The sequence below is a fragment of the Gordonia sp. YC-XJ4 genome (genome assembly GCF_059511865.1).
The window spans coordinates 1,592,046-1,605,969 of sequence record NZ_CM183447.1 but is presented as its reverse complement, the minus strand read 5'-3'; the positions used below and the strand labels follow the sequence as shown (position 1 = coordinate 1,605,969).

18 protein-coding genes are annotated in these 13,924 nt (G+C 67.3%); 11 read left to right on the top strand and 7 right to left on the bottom strand.

Annotation, left to right across the window (positions count from 1 at the left end):
• Positions 1–260: 260 nt before the first annotated feature.
• The 3 genes from AC5ZH6_RS07050 to mrf form a co-directional block, all read right to left on the bottom strand.
• The gene (locus AC5ZH6_RS07050; protein ID WP_155828381.1) at positions 261–824 is read right to left on the bottom strand and encodes a hypothetical protein; all 564 of its coding nucleotides are present in this window, start codon (positions 822–824) and stop codon (positions 261–263) included.
• Positions 825–910: 86 nt separating this feature from the next.
• Positions 911–1,195 carry a type B 50S ribosomal protein L31 gene (locus AC5ZH6_RS07045; protein WP_020172063.1) on the bottom strand — a complete coding sequence of 95 codons (285 nt, stop codon included), beginning with the start codon at positions 1,193–1,195 and terminating at the stop codon, positions 911–913.
• Positions 1,192–2,541: a ribosome hibernation factor-recruiting GTPase MRF gene (gene mrf / locus AC5ZH6_RS07040; RefSeq protein WP_020172064.1), complete on the bottom strand. Its 1,350-nt coding sequence runs from the start codon at positions 2,539–2,541 to the stop codon at positions 1,192–1,194. The genes AC5ZH6_RS07045 and mrf overlap by 4 nt, the downstream gene beginning before the upstream one ends.
• A gap of 85 nt (positions 2,542–2,626) precedes the next feature.
• Here mrf and rpmB point away from each other — a divergent pair, with 85 nt between their 5' ends.
• The 4 genes from rpmB to rpsR are packed head-to-tail and all read left to right on the top strand — an operon-like array spanning position 2,627 to position 3,660.
• On the top strand, positions 2,627–2,863 hold the full coding sequence (gene rpmB, locus AC5ZH6_RS07035; RefSeq protein ID WP_020172065.1) for a 50S ribosomal protein L28: 237 nt from the start codon (positions 2,627–2,629) through the stop codon (positions 2,861–2,863).
• Entirely contained in the window at positions 2,863–3,027 is a 165-nt protein-coding gene (gene rpmG / locus AC5ZH6_RS07030) for a 50S ribosomal protein L33 (RefSeq protein ID WP_020172066.1), read from the top strand. Before rpmB ends, rpmG begins: the two co-directional genes overlap by 1 nt.
• Entirely contained in the window at positions 3,027–3,332 is a 306-nt protein-coding gene (gene rpsN / locus AC5ZH6_RS07025) for a 30S ribosomal protein S14 (RefSeq protein ID WP_020172067.1), read from the top strand. Before rpmG ends, rpsN begins: the two co-directional genes overlap by 1 nt.
• Positions 3,333–3,390: 58 nt before the next feature.
• Entirely contained in the window at positions 3,391–3,660 is a 270-nt protein-coding gene (gene rpsR / locus AC5ZH6_RS07020; RefSeq protein ID WP_014359251.1) for a 30S ribosomal protein S18, read from the top strand.
• A gap of 8 nt (positions 3,661–3,668) precedes the next feature.
• On the opposite strand, the gene AC5ZH6_RS07015 is transcribed toward rpsR, so the two are convergent.
• On the bottom strand, positions 3,669–5,522 hold the full coding sequence (locus AC5ZH6_RS07015; RefSeq protein WP_026920294.1) for a cation:proton antiporter: 1,854 nt from the start codon (positions 5,520–5,522) through the stop codon (positions 3,669–3,671).
• 276 nt (positions 5,523–5,798) lie between these two features.
• On the opposite strand from AC5ZH6_RS07015, the gene AC5ZH6_RS07010 reads away from it, so the two are divergent.
• From AC5ZH6_RS07010 to AC5ZH6_RS07000, 3 genes are all read left to right on the top strand, one after another.
• Positions 5,799–6,800 carry an AurF N-oxygenase family protein gene (locus AC5ZH6_RS07010; RefSeq protein WP_020172069.1) on the top strand — a complete coding sequence of 334 codons (1,002 nt, stop codon included), beginning with the start codon at positions 5,799–5,801 and terminating at the stop codon, positions 6,798–6,800.
• A 113-nt stretch (positions 6,801–6,913) separates the two neighbouring features.
• Positions 6,914–8,452 (top strand): 4Fe-4S binding protein, encoded by a 1,539-nt coding sequence (locus AC5ZH6_RS07005; protein WP_014359248.1) that lies wholly within the window; start codon positions 6,914–6,916, stop codon positions 8,450–8,452.
• A 160-nt stretch (positions 8,453–8,612) separates the two neighbouring features.
• On the top strand, positions 8,613–9,440 hold the full coding sequence (locus AC5ZH6_RS07000) for a maleylpyruvate isomerase N-terminal domain-containing protein (RefSeq protein ID WP_014359247.1): 828 nt from the start codon (positions 8,613–8,615) through the stop codon (positions 9,438–9,440).
• Between the two features lie 3 nt (positions 9,441–9,443).
• Here the strand turns inward: AC5ZH6_RS07000 and AC5ZH6_RS06995 are convergent, their stop codons facing one another.
• Positions 9,444–10,061 carry a helix-turn-helix domain-containing protein gene (locus AC5ZH6_RS06995; protein WP_094602451.1) on the bottom strand — a complete coding sequence of 206 codons (618 nt, stop codon included), beginning with the start codon at positions 10,059–10,061 and terminating at the stop codon, positions 9,444–9,446.
• 18 nt (positions 10,062–10,079) lie between these two features.
• Between AC5ZH6_RS06995 and AC5ZH6_RS06990 the strand changes: the two genes are divergently transcribed.
• The 3 genes from AC5ZH6_RS06990 to AC5ZH6_RS06980 all read left to right on the top strand — a co-directional run bounded on the left by AC5ZH6_RS06990 (position 10,080) and on the right by AC5ZH6_RS06980 (position 12,056).
• A complete protein-coding gene (locus AC5ZH6_RS06990) occupies positions 10,080–10,838 on the top strand; it encodes an AzlC family ABC transporter permease (RefSeq protein WP_496168775.1) in 759 nt (252 codons plus the stop codon).
• On the top strand, positions 10,835–11,158 hold the full coding sequence (locus tag AC5ZH6_RS06985; RefSeq protein WP_211542189.1) for an AzlD domain-containing protein: 324 nt from the start codon (positions 10,835–10,837) through the stop codon (positions 11,156–11,158). The genes AC5ZH6_RS06990 and AC5ZH6_RS06985 overlap by 4 nt, the downstream gene beginning before the upstream one ends.
• Before the next feature lie 184 nt (positions 11,159–11,342).
• Entirely contained in the window at positions 11,343–12,056 is a 714-nt protein-coding gene (locus AC5ZH6_RS06980; RefSeq protein WP_496168773.1) for a hypothetical protein, read from the top strand.
• A gap of 41 nt (positions 12,057–12,097) precedes the next feature.
• Here AC5ZH6_RS06980 and AC5ZH6_RS06975 read toward each other — a convergent pair whose 3' ends face one another.
• The gene (locus AC5ZH6_RS06975) at positions 12,098–13,048 is read right to left on the bottom strand and encodes an esterase/lipase family protein (RefSeq protein WP_496168771.1); all 951 of its coding nucleotides are present in this window, start codon (positions 13,046–13,048) and stop codon (positions 12,098–12,100) included.
• Positions 13,049–13,124: 76 nt separating this feature from the next.
• A complete protein-coding gene (locus tag AC5ZH6_RS06970) occupies positions 13,125–13,343 on the bottom strand; it encodes a hypothetical protein (protein ID WP_020172075.1) in 219 nt (72 codons plus the stop codon).
• 108 nt (positions 13,344–13,451) lie between these two features.
• Here AC5ZH6_RS06970 and AC5ZH6_RS06965 point away from each other — a divergent pair, with 108 nt between their 5' ends.
• Entirely contained in the window at positions 13,452–13,655 is a 204-nt protein-coding gene (locus tag AC5ZH6_RS06965) for a cold-shock protein (RefSeq protein WP_006369600.1), read from the top strand.
• Positions 13,656–13,924: the final 269 nt, after the last annotated feature.

Genomic DNA, 13,924 nt, shown 5'->3' with positions numbered 1-13,924 from the left:
CGGGACCGGGTTGCGCGGGACCGGCCGGGCCGGGCCGGTAACGGCCGGGCTGTGGCGCCCCCGGATGGCGGCCCGGCGGCCCGGGGCGAGGTGCGACACCCGGCGGCGGTCCCACCGGGCCGGGCGCACCCGGCGCCGGAACGTGGCGTGTCGGGTTCGCCGGCGGCACCGGCGGACGCACACCGGGCTGATGCGGTGGCCCTCCCGGCCGGGGTCCGTGAGAACCGGGTCCCTGCACCGTCATCGTCGATTCCGCACTGTCATCGCCGGCTCCGCATTCGGCCGACCAGCAGATAGGCCAGGATCGCGGCGGCACCGACGATCGCGATCACCGAGACGGCGATCAGCGCGGTCCGCGCGGTCGTCGACTTCTTCTGCGCCACCGGGATGACGTTCTGGGTGACTGTCGCCGGCGCCGACGACGACGGCGCGGTGGTACTCGGCACCGGGATGGTCTGCTGCGGGACCTCTTGCACCGTGGTCGGTGCGACCGTCGTCGACGGTGTCCGGCTCGGGGTGGACGGCGGCGTCGACGACGGCTCGGAAGGCGGCGTCGACGACACGGGCGGCTCGGAGGTGGTCGGCACCGTCGTCGTCTCCGACGGTGTGTCAGACGGCGACGGGACCACACTGCCGGGCTCGTCGACCACCGGCGCCGACGGCGCGCCGCCCGGGGGTTCCGCGGACGCCGGCGCGCCCGTCGCGAGGACCGCCACCAGCAACGCCGCCGTCACCAGCAGGACCCGAACGGCGTGGCCTCGCAACGTTCGGGCCGGTCGCGCGGGACGCGGGAGCATGGTGTCCTCCGGTGGGTTCGACTGCATGACGCAGCCACTCTAACCCGTGACCGCCGGTGGCAGCGGAGTTAACCAATCGAACAGAGGACGACGCCGTCGCCGCTGGTGAGGGCCTATTCGGGCGACGGTGCGGGCGTACCCTTCGTCCGATTCGCCCGATCGCCGTACCGGCGGCGGAAACGCTCCACACGACCCTGGGTGTCGACCAGACGGTTCGCCCCGGTCCAGAAGGGGTGCGAGTCGCTGGTCACGTCGACGACCACCAGCGGATAGGTGTTGCCGTCGGACCACTCCACGGTGGCCTCCGACGTCATCGTCGAGCGGGTGAGGAACGCGGTGCCGGTGGAGGCGTCGCGGAAGACGACCGGGTGGTAGTCGGGGTGGATGCCGGGTTTCATGGGTGGTCCTCTCGAGGGATGTCGGTGTGGTCGGCGAGTGCGGGGTCACCGAGGGTCAGGTCGTCGCACGGATCGGTGTGTTCGGTGCCGAAGGGGTCGGGGAAGTGCGCCCACGCCCGGGGTCCGGCGGCCATCTCGTGGTCGTCGAGGCAGGCGCCGTTGAGTGCGTGACGAATGTGGTCGGGGTCGGCGCGATGGGTGATGACGACGAGTGCGCTGTGCCGGTCGCCGTGTTCGGGATGCCAGCGCAGGGCCGCCATCGCCCGTCGTTCCGGGTCCTGCTCGGCCTGCTCCTCGGCGTCCATCGCCACCAGCCACCGGCCACCCTCGGCCACCTTCAGCGCCTCCCCCGCCGACTCCAACCAGAACGCCTGGTCGGGGCGGGTCGCCAACCACAGTCGGCCGCGTGCACACACGACGCCGTCGAGGAGGGCGTCGAGCGCCTCGTGCAGCCGCTCGGGATGGAACGGACGATCGGCGTTGAATTCGACGATGCCGACCCCACATTCGTCGACCAGCGGCGGTTGGTGACGCAGCAGCGGATCGTGCGGGCCGTCGATCCGGCCACGACGCGCATCGTCGGGGATCGCGCGCAACAGTTGCATGACGGTGACCGCGGTCAACCGGCGCTGCGGCAGTTCCATGAGGATCGGTGCGCGCGGCGCGACCCGACGCAGTACCGCCATCAGCCGGGCCGATTGCCATGCGTCGCGCATGACCGGGTCGGCGGCCTGGATGATCAGCGCGTCGGCGAAGGCAACCTGTCCCACCGCGAGCTGGGCCAGGGTGCGATCGTCGTCGTCGACACCCATCCCCGCCTCGGCCAGGGTGACGTCACCGGTGGCGTCCTCGAGCCATCCCATCTCCGAGACGCAGGCGATCGTCGCGGTGATCTGCACGTCCCGGCCGGCCGGACCGTCGACGAATCCCGGCATGTCGGCGACGATGACGTTGTCGATGGCCCAGCTCAACGCTTCCGGCTCGACGAGTGGGTCGAGGCGCAGCACGATCTCGTCGACCGAATCACGTTGATGCAGCCGACGTAGCAGCGGCAACAGGTCCTCACGCAGCGTGCAGGAGACGCAGCCGTGCTCGAGGACGACCTCGGTGATCTGCTCGACGGCACACCCGTCGGCGCTCACCGAGGTGACGGTGCGGATCACCCGGCCCGAGGCGATGGCACCGAGATCGTGGTGCACCAGCACCACGCCGGCCATCACGAGCGCGTGGGCTGCGCGCCCTACTGCGGCGGAATCGAGTCCGGTGACGAGTGTGACCGGCGTCCGGCGGCGCGTCGGGCCACCGGCCTCGTGCGAGTGCGGGTCGATCTCGATCACCCCTTCCATTGTTGGTAACAATTTTCATTTACAGGGCTTTCACGGTAGCCTTCTGCGGGTTCTAACGCCAATCGTTTTCAATAAGGAGGTGTGCATGTCTGCGCGTTGCCAGGTCACCGGCGCAACACCCGGATTCGGCAAGTCGGTGTCGCACTCACACAAGCGGACCAATCGCCGCTGGAATCCCAACATCCAACGCCGCCGGTTCTATCTGCCCAGCGAGGATCGCCACGTCACGCTGCGCGTCAGTGCCCGCGGCATCAAGACCATCGACCGGCGCGGCATCGAGGCCGTCGTCGCCGAGATCCGGGCCCGCGGGGAGAAGATCTGATGGCCCGCAACGAGATCCGCCCGATCGTCAAACTCCGTTCGACGGCCGGCACCGGCTACTTCTACGTGACCCGCAAGAACCGCCGCAACGATCCCGATCGCATGGTCCTGAAGAAATACGACCCGATCGCCCGTCGGCACGTCGACTTCAAGGAGGACCGCTGATGGCCAAGAAATCGAAGATCATCAAGAACGAGAAGCGCAAGGAGATCGTCGCCCGCTACGCCGAGCGGCGAGCGCAGCTGAAGAGTGTCATCGCCGACCCGACCGCGAGCCCGCAGTCGCGTGACGACGCCCGACGCCGCCTACAGGCACTGCCCCGCGACGCCAGCCCGGTGCGCATCCGCAACCGCGACGCCGTCGACGGCCGCCCTCGGGGATACATCGGCAAGGCCGGCCTTTCTCGAGTCCGCTTCCGCGAGTTGGCGCATCGCGGCGAGCTGCCCGGGATAGCCAAGTCGAGCTGGTGACCGCGCACCACCATCCGGTCGACACCTGTCATCCGTCAACCCCTTCAGGAGAACATCCATGCCCCCGTCGAACACCAAGCGCGGCACGCGCCGCGACGAGACCCCGCAACGAGCACGAAACAAGCTGAGCGCCATGGGTATACACCCGACAGGTCGGGATCCGGTGGACTACAAGGACATCGAGACGCTCCGGCAGTTCATCTCCGATCGCGGCAAGATCCGGCCGCGCCGGGTCACCGGCCTGACCCCACAGCAGCAGCGTCAGGTCGCCACCGCGATCCGCAATGCGCGAGAAATGGCGTTGTTGCCCTTCGACTCCCGACGCTGACGCCGGGTTCAGCCGCCTTGGAGATCGAGGCTGATCTCCTCGGCGTCGAGCTGATTGAGGACTCGCGACAGCGCCTCCGACGAGTAGCTGCCCTCGCGGCGCAAACTCAGCAGGCGTGCACGCTGGACCGCGATGATCTCCCGGCGCACCGCCCGCATCTGTGCGCGCTCGGCGAGGTTCAGGCCATAGGTGGCGCCCGTGCCCATGACGGGCCCGGGGTTCGCCCCCTCGCTTCTGTCCCCGTCGCTCATGTCCCCGTCCTCGACATCTCCCTCATCGATGTCTTCGGCCTCGCGAGTGGCCTGTTCGATACGCACACGCAGCCAAGGGATCTCACGGACCACCTCGGATTGCGCCATCGCGGTCTGCATGGTGGCGTCCATGTCGGCGCGCAGTCGCAGGCGTTCGGCGCGCTTGTCCTCGACGGTGTCGGGCAGTCGCAGTCTGCGGATGAGCCACGACAGCGTCCCGCCCTGGAGGAGCAGTGACGCGGCCGCCACCACGAACGCGGTCAGCACCAGCAGTGACCGGGAGTGGGTGTCGTCGGGCAGGGTCTGAGCGGCGGCGACGGTGACGACGCCGCGCAGCCCCGCCCACACCATGATGACGCCCTCCTTGCGCCCCAAGGGCGCGTCGTCGTAGTAGTCGATGTCGGCCAGCGCCCGGGTGATCCGCGCGTTGATCCGGCCGGCCGTCTCCGGCGACATCGTCGTCGGAGACGTCTTGTCCGGGTCGGGATGGCGACGGAGGTGGAACCGGCGTCGCCACCGCGTGAATCGGCGGCGGACCCGGGCGTCGTCGCGTTTCGACGCCCCTGCCGTGGCGGTCGCGGTGTAGTTCTCCAGGATCGGCCGCATCGCCTCGCCGCGCTGGCGTCGGCGATCGACCCACCACACCAGCGGCACGATGTAGACGGCCCGGATCGCCAGCGCCACCCCGAGAGCTGCCAGACCGAGCCACACCGCGTGCTGCACCCCGTTGTGCTCGTTGACGACATCTCCCATGAGGCCGAACAACTCCAGACCCATGAGGAAGAAGACGCCACCCTCGGCGAGCATCGCGACCATCCGCCAGTTCTGGGTGTCGGAGATGCGGTGGCGCGGGGTGAGGAATCGCGTGGCGCCCGCGCCGGTGATCAGCCCGGCCGTGACGGCCGCGACCAACCCCGACGCACCCAGTTCCTCGGTCGGCAGATACGCCAGGAACGGCACGGTGAACGAGATCGCCGTGTTGACCGCCGGGTCGTGGACGCGGGCCCGCACACGCAGATTGAGCATCCCGACGACCGCGCCGATCGCCACGGCCAGCACCACCGCGTAGGCGAAGTTGACCAGCACTCCCCAGAAGGAGATGGTCGCGGCCGTGGCCGCGATCGCGGCCCGCAACAGCACCAGCGACGTGGCGTCGTTGAGCATGCTCTCGCCCTCGAGCACCGCGGTCACCCGCGACGGCACGCCGAGTTTCTTGGCGATCGAGGTGGCCACCGCGTCGGTGGGACTCACGATGGCCCCGAGCGCCACCCCGGTGGCCAGGCCGATCCCGGGAACCACCGCCCAGAAGAAGAACCCCAGGGCCAGCGCACTGACCAGCACGAGCAGCACCGACAGCGCGCTGATCGTCCCGAAGTCGCGACGGAACTCCATCGCGGGCATCTGCACGGCGGCGGCGTAGAGCAACGGTGGGAGCACGCCGACGAGAATCCATTCCGGGTCCAGGTGCAGCGCCGGAACGATCGGCATGATGCCGATGGCCGCGCCGATCACCACCAGCGCGAGTGCCGCGGGCACACGAATACGCGGAGCGATCTCGGTGACGGCCACGATGAGCAGGATCGCTCCGACGACGATCAGGATCTTCTCCATGACCCACATCGTCTCCCGAGTGCCGGTGCTCGAGCCAGGCGGAGTCGAACGGCGTCAGGGTCAAGCGGCGTCAGGGTCGAACGGCGGCAGGGTCGAACGGCGCAATACCGTACGGGCGTCCGGCAAACATGAGGACACGTGGCACACCGCCGACTGTGACATTGGCTGTTGACACAAGAGGGTGGGCGCACTTACCGTCAATGACAACGATTGTTGTCGCATGACGCCCGACGCCGCCGGCGTACGACGCCCCACCGATCTCGGAGGAGACCGACGATGACCCAGGCTCTCAAGTACGTCCCCGAACACGACAAGTCCGACGCAGACAATGACTACAACCAGGTCCTCGAGGACCTGTCGGCCGCGTCGGTGCACCGCAACTTCGACCCCTTCCTCGACATCGACTGGGACGCCCCGGAGATGGCGGTCGTCCCCGACGACCCGCGGTGGATCCTGTCGTATGACGTCGACCCGATCGGGCGCCACCCGTGGTACCAGGCGCTGCCGCAGGACAAGCAGATCGCGATCGGCATGTGGCGCCAGGCCAACGTGGCCAAGGTCGGCCTGCAGTTCGAGTCGATCCTGATCCGTGGCCTGATGCAGTACAGCTTCGCACTCGACAACGGCGACAAGCGGTTTCGCTACACCACGCACGAATCCAAGGAAGAGTGCAACCACACCCTGATGTTCCAGGAGCTGGTGAACCGCATCGGGATGGATGTCCCCGGGGCCAAGACGTTCTACCGCCGGATCTCGATGTTCGTTCCCCTCGTGTCGACGATCTTCCCGACGGTCTTCTTCTTCGGCGTACTCGGCGGCGAGGAGCCGATCGATCACCTGCAGAAGGACTTCCTGCGTACCACCGACAGCCTGCACCCGGCGATGGCCGCGGTGATGCAGCTGCACGTCGCCGAGGAGGCGCGCCACATCTCCTTCGCTCATCATCACCTGCGCGAGACGGTCCCGAAGAAGAACCGTTTCCAGCGCTTCGTGCTGTCGTTGGCGCTGCCGATCGCGATGCGTCTGCTGCTGGGCGCGATCATGGTGCCGCCGCGCAGTTTCCGTCGCGAGTTCGACGTGCCGGACTCGGTGATGCGCGAGATCTTCTGGCGTTCAGCGGAATCCAAGCGCGTGCGACGCAACGTCTTCGGTGATGTCCGAATGCTCGGCGAACAGTGCGGCCTGATGAACCCGGCCTCGCGGACGCTGTGGCGCGCACTCGGCATCTCGGGCCGGTCATCGCGGTTCCGCAGCGAACCGGTCTACACCGCGCCCTGATCGCCCCGTCCCTCGGTCGCCCCGGCCCTCTCGCTCGCCGCGTCCCTCGGTCGCCGCTCACCGGCGTAGCAAGCGTCCGGTCCCTTCCGTAGAAGCAAGAGATCGCTCATCCCATGCCCCATGTAGTCACCCAGGCTTGCTGCGGCGACGCGTCGTGTGTGTACGCGTGCCCGGTGAACTGTATTCATCCGACCCCCGACGAGCCCGATTTCGGCATCGCCGAGATGCTCTACATCGACCCCAACACCTGCGTCGATTGCGGGGCCTGCGTCACCGCGTGCCCGGTCGGCGCGATCACGGCGTCGCATCGTCTCACCGACGGCCAGGAACGGTTCATCGACATCAACGCGTCGATGTACACCAGCACCACCTCGGGTGCCGCGGGCTCGCGGATCGGGCTGACCGAAGCCCGCTTCCCGGTCGATCCGGGCCGCCGGTTGCCGCTCGCGCCGATCAGCCACCCCGACGCGCTCGCGGTGGCCGGGAAGGTATCGGTCGGCATCGTCGGATCGGGGCCGTCGGCGATGTACGCCGCCGACGATTTGCTGCGGTATCCGCAGGTGAGCGTCACGATGTACGAGCGGCTCGATCGGCCGTTCGGGCTCGCGCGCTTCGGCGTGGCCCCCGACCACGAGTCCACCCGCACCGTCATGCGCCTGTTCGACGACATCGCGGGCCATCCGCGTCTGGAGATCCGGCTGAACACCGAGATCGGCCGCGACCTCACCCTCGACGAGCTACGGGCCCGGCACACCGCGGTGATCTGGACGGGCGGCGCGCCGACCGATCGGCGCCTGCAGATTGCCGGCGCCGACGCGCGCGGCGTGACCAGCGCGACCTCCTTCGTCGGGTGGTACAATGACCATCCCGATTTCGCCGACCTCGACGTCGATCTGTCATCTCCCGAGGCGGTGGTGATCGGTACCGGCAATGTCGCCCTCGACGTGGCGCGCATCCTCGTCCGTGATCCCGACGATCTCGCCGGTACCTCCATCGCTGCCCGTGCGCTCGCGGCGTTGCGCTCGTCCGCGGTGCGGCGGGTGACGGTGGTCGGCCGGCGCGGCGCCGAACATGCGGCGTTCACCCTGCCCGAACTCGTCGGGCTCGTCGACGGCGGCATCCCGGTGACCATCGACGCCGACGACGTCCCCGACCCGTCGTCGACGACCGATCCGACCGCTCGCGCCAAGCTCGAGGTGCTCGGCGAGATCGCCGCCCGCCCAACTCCCACGGTTCCGCACATCCGTTTCGCGTTCGGCCGGGCGCCACGCGAGATCCGCGTCGTCGACGGCCGTGCCAACGGGGTGGTCACCGACCGCCCCGATGGCACCTGCGAGGTCCTCGACGCCGGGCTGGTGTTGACCTCGATCGGGTACCGGGGCCGTCCCGTGCCCGGGCTGCCCTTCGATGATGCCGCGGGTGTGGTGCCCCATTCCGGTGGACGCGTCATCGCCGACGCATCGACCGGCGAGGCGGTGCCCGGCATGTACGTCACGGGGTGGATCAAGCGTGGGCCGTCGGGGTTCATCGGCACCAACAAGACCGACTCCGCGGAGACGGTCGGGTCACTCGTCGACGACCTCGAGAGCGGCGTGCTCGCCTCCACGGGAGGCCCGCGGCGAGGGATTTTATCCCGACTCGGCCGAAGCTGATCCCCACGAATTTGTGGACAGCTCTCACGTTTTCGTGGACGGAATGTCCCCGAAAACCGGGAACGGTCACGATTTGGCTTCCTTTGACTTTTCCCTGTGAATCGCCTGCTGCGCATCTCCCCACCGCCGAGTAACGTCGTCGGCGCGAATGGGGGTGAGCATGCCCGGAACGATCTCTCGTTTCGACTACATCGACGCAGCACGAACGATAGGCGAGCGTTTCGCCGGACTCGTGCGTGACGTCGACACCCCGGATGCGCGCGTCGCGTCCCGGCGGGGATGGTCACTGGCCGACTGCGTCGGCCACATCGCCTGCGAACCCTCCCGCTACCTCGACCTGGTGCATGGCAAAGACGAATGGCCCTGCCATCCAAGCTTTTTGGCCGATATCTACGCCAAACAGATCGCCAATCTCCCCACCCGGGACACGTGCACCCTGAGCGAGCGCTTTCTCGCCGACCTCGACGAACTCCTCGACACCGTGTCGCATTTCGGGGCACGCGTACCGATGATGCGCATCGGCGGCCGTCAACGCGTGCGCTCGGATACGGCGCTGGGAATCCTCATCGGAGAAATGGCCGTGCGGGGTCGAGATATCGCGCGTGCCGTCGGCGAGCAGTGGGAGATCGATCCGGCGATCGCTCCGTTGGTGACACGGGGCGGCCATCAGTTGCTGCGCCCGTGGGCCGACTCGCATCACTGCTGTGGCCACAACGCCACCTACGACATCCGCATCCGCCGCACCTCCGAGCGGATCATCTATCGGTTCGTCGACGGCCGTCTGGAGATCGACCCCACCGATCCACCGCACCCGGACGTCTTCATCAGCATCGACGCCGAGACCGTCGTGCTCGCCGCGCACGGCCGCTTCTCGCCGGGGTCGGCGTTGTTGGGCGGCCGTGCCTTCGCCTGGGGCGCCAAGCCATGGCTGGCGCTCGGGCTCAACCGGCGACTCGCCGCGGCACGCAGTCACACGATGACGTCCTGACTTCTAGAGCGATTCGCTGACCAGCACCGCCGCGGTGCCCGGCTCGAGCGCGTCGAAGATGTGCTCGACGTCGCCCGGATAGCCGATGTAGTCGCCGGGCGCGAGTTCGACGGGACTGTCGGTCGGCCCGATCAATGCCCGACCGGTGCTGAGCACCACGTGCTCGACGACGCCGCGTGCGTGCGGAGCCGATCGTCGCGGCGCCCCCGGTTCGGCCCGGATCAGATAGATGTCACGACGTGAACCGGGCGGTGCCGCCGACAGCAGCGTCGTCAGATAGTCGGCGTCGGCGGCCGCGATGACCGGCCCCTCCCCCGCACGCACCACCTCGACCCTGCGTTCCGGGGCGTCGAGCAGCGCCGAGAACTGGATTCCCAGCGCCGTACTGAGCGCCCACATCGTCTCCACACTCGGATTCCCGACGCCGGATTCGAGCTGGGACAAGGTGGACTTGCTGACCCCGGCCTGACGCGCGAGCTCGCCGAGCGACAGGCCGGCGCGGGTGCGCTCGCGCTTGAGTCCGGCGGCGACGAGCTTCTTCGGATCGACCGACGCCGAGGCACCCTCAGACCCGGCGTTCGCTTCGTCGAACGATCGTTCTCCTTGACGTACGAGAGCCATGTGTTCATCATAGTGGCCATGCGTTCGCCAGACAGTACGACTTTCTCGGCCGGCCGGCTTCGCCGGCCGTGGCGCGACCTGGACAGCGCCACCATCCGCGCCGTCGCGGTGATGTGTCTGTCGGTGATGGTGATCGGCATGTCCTACGGCGTCTCCGGGCACAGCGCCGGATTCGCGTGGTGGCAACTGGTGATCATCGCGACCGTCGTCCTGGCCGGGTCGTCGGAGTTCGTCTTCGTCGCCGTCCTCGCCGCAGGCGGCGCTCCGCTGCTCGGCGCCGCCGCCGGACTGCTCGTGAACACCCGCAACCTCGGTTACGGCTTGGCCGTCGGTCGCCATCTCGACCGCGGGATCCCGATGGTCGTCGGCGCACACCTGATCAACGACGAGACCGCCGCCCTGGCCACCGCCGAGACCGACCGCCGACGTGGGCGTGCGGTGTTCTTCCTCTGCGGCACAGGCATTCTCGTATGCTGGCCGCTCGGGGCGGCGCTGGGCGCCGCGCTCGGATCGCTCGTCGCCTCACCCGAGTCCCTCGGACTCGACGCGGCGTTCCCCGCCCTGTTGGCCGCGCTGGCGCTACCCGCTCTACGTGATCGCGCGACGCTGGCGGCCGCGCTCATCGGTGGCGCCGCGGCATTGGCGGTGACGCCGTTCGTGCCGGCCGGGCTGCCCGTGCTCGTCGCACTGGTCGGGGTGCTGGCGACCGTCCGTCACCGATCCCCGACGCCGACAACCGCGAACGAGGACGAACGTCTCCAGGCGGACGCGTCATGAGTCACTCCACCGGAATAATCGTCGGCGTCGCGGTACTCGCGATCGGCACCTACCTGCTGCGCATCGCCGGTCCGGCGTTGCGTAACCGCATCCAGGTGTCGGCACGCGCCGCCGCACTCATGGACCGCGCCGCCGTCGTGCTGCTGGTGTCGGTGGCCCTCACCGGAGCCCTCTACTCCGGCCACGAGGTGGTCGGCTGGGCGCGTCCCGTCGGCGTGGCCGTCGGAGTTGTTGCCGCACTGTGTAAAGCGCCGATCGTGGTGGTCGTGGTACTCGCCGCGGCGAGCGCCGCGGGACTGCGCGCGCTCGGTGTGGCGTGATTGCGGGCGGGCTGGAACACGACGCGCAGTTTCGACATGGATCGACCAAGCGAGTATGAGCAAGCTCATGTCGTGACAAACATTTCTGCAGTCGAGCTCATTGCATGATGAGCTGAACCACGAAGAAGATGTGGTTCACTCGGCTGATACCGGACACACCGGACATACACGTAGCCTGTCGCGAATGAGAATTCACATTGCGGGTCGCCAATCTCAAGATGTCGAGGGTGGCGCGGCAGAGCCGAATGGTGATTCCAGACGAACTCGGTTGATCGCGTGGGTGGCTGTCGCCATCGTAGTAGCCGTCGTGGCAACTGCCACGATCACCGCTGTCATCACCACCGCACTTGTCACAAGTGACCAATCAAGCAAGCAATTTGCCACCCGTTCTGATAGCAGCCGACTTGAGACCACATCGGGCGCAACAACGACCACGCCCCAACGCGAATACGTAGTGGGGCAGAACGTCACTAATGGCGGCATCACTGTCACGATCAACCAGGTCAGCTCGCCGCCGAGCTATCAGCAGGTCTCAAACTCGATGCAAAAGACAAGTGAGTATGCCGAATTCGTATCGGTATCGCCGCGTGCAGGCGGAAAGTTCATCCGTGTGGATGCCACCGTCCTCAACGGCACTCAGAAAGCAATCGACCTCACGTGCAGCTGGCCGATAAACGACGTCGCGGTGGATTCATCGAACCACAACTATAAGCATGTCGACGACCTCTACAAAATCCCTGGGACACCCGAATGCAATGAGGATTTGAATCCTGGATTCTCGGCGAAGATGACGTGGATCTACGAGGTTCCGGCATCAGCCAATGTCATAGGATTCGCGTTCGCGGACACGGCCACGGACCCGTACGACTATTCGATCATTCGACTGGGCTCGTACTGAGGCAGGGGCAGGTACAACGAACACTCACGGGCCCAGCACCGCTAGAACGCACTTCCCGTGATCGGCGCGGCCCGGTCACAGGGCACCGGTTTCGGGTGAGCAGGGTCGAGCGCATTCAGCACGAAATACGCCGCCCGACGTGAACCGGCGAGACCCGCATGCTCGGTGTAGTCCACCGAACATCCTTGTTGCACAACGATGTTGTGGACATTCGCGCCACCGGGAAGCTGTCCGGAGGTATACGGGACGACGAGTTCGTCGTAACGCGTGCTGATGTTGGTGTAGGTGATGTTCGGCAGATACACGCCACCGGCGCGCAGCTTCGTCAAGAATGGTGATGTCGGATCGAATTGGGCACAGGCCTGACACAGCGGGAATTGCGCGTCGGTCAACCCGAGCCCACGCAGCAAAGGCATCAAGACGGCGGCGCCGCCGACATTGGTTCCCTGCCACAGCGGTGCCAGCGAGACGTACTTGTCGATCTTGTCCGCTCCACCGAGGAATTTCGCGTAGTAGTCCGGGATCACGGTGCCCTGGGAGTGGCCGACGATGTCGACCTTGCGGGCTCCGGTGGCAGCGAGGACCTTGTCGACGTAGGTGGCGAGCTGCGCCGCGCTGGACTCCATCGGCTTCATGCCGCCCACCGCGCTGACCGGCCACGGCGCTCCGTCGATCGCTCCGTAGGTCAGTGCGAAGACGCAATAACCCTGGTTCTTGAGCAGCGGCACATAGGTACCCCAGTTGGTTTGCTGTGAGCCGCCCGTGCCGTGCACGAGCACCACCGGCTCCGGATGCGCCGCCGACGGCTTGCAGCCGAAATCGTTCGAGCCGGGCAGGGAGCCGCCCGGGTGGGCGAGTTCGTCGGGGATGCCGCCGAGGAAGTTGTAGGTCACCGGCAGATCGGCTCGGGCGATTCCGCCACCCGAGCCGAGGAGCAGCGTGAGTGCGGCGGCGAGCACACCGATGACGACGACGATCCCCCGGAATCTCATGCAGGCAACCTAGCAAGCGCTTGGGCGACCGATTGGGTGTTCGCCGAAATCGGCGACGAGCTCGTCGGCGTGTCGGTTACCGATCAGCGATTCGGTCGGCGAGCGCCTCGGGGACGATGCACAGGGTGTCGGCGATCTTCTGAACCGTCTCGGCGTCGTCGATTGCGCCGGTCAGGACGCCGCGGGCGTCCTCGACGCCCACCCCGGACTCGTCGGCGATGGCTTCGAAGGTGGGGTCGATACCGACGTCGCCGAACATCGATTCGAACTTCGCGGGAACGCGGGTTGCAGTCATGGCGAAAGCGTACGCGGAGGCACCGATGTCAGGTATCGACGAAAAGTATGAGACCCTGGTTACGGGTCGTCGCATCGACGTCCCAAAGCAACAGGAAGAAGTAGCAGGATGGCACAGGGAACCGTCAAGTGGTTCAACGGCGAAAAGGGCTTCGGCTTCATCGCCCCCGACGAGCAGGGTGAGGACGTCTTCGTCCACTTCTCTGCGATCACCGGGAACGGATATCGCACCCTCGAGGAAGCCCAGCGCGTCGAATTCGACGTCGAGCAGGGCGCCAAAGGACTTCAGGCCACCAACGTGAGCGCTCTGTAAGAGCTCTCGCTTCGGCCTCTCGGCCCCGGCACCGATTCGGTGTCGGGGCCGAGCCGTATCCGGGCTCCGTCCACCGAGCCCATCCCCCGCGCCCACCACCGGCCTGTCGCCTGCCGCTCGCCACCGGCTGCTGTAGGGTCGAACCCGTAGCCCGCGCACACCGCGCGATCCGGCCACACGCTCGCCTCGCTCATCACCGACGGCCGGTGTGGATCGTCACCCGTGAGAGATCCTCAACGATGACGGATTCTCGCAAATCCCCTGACGAA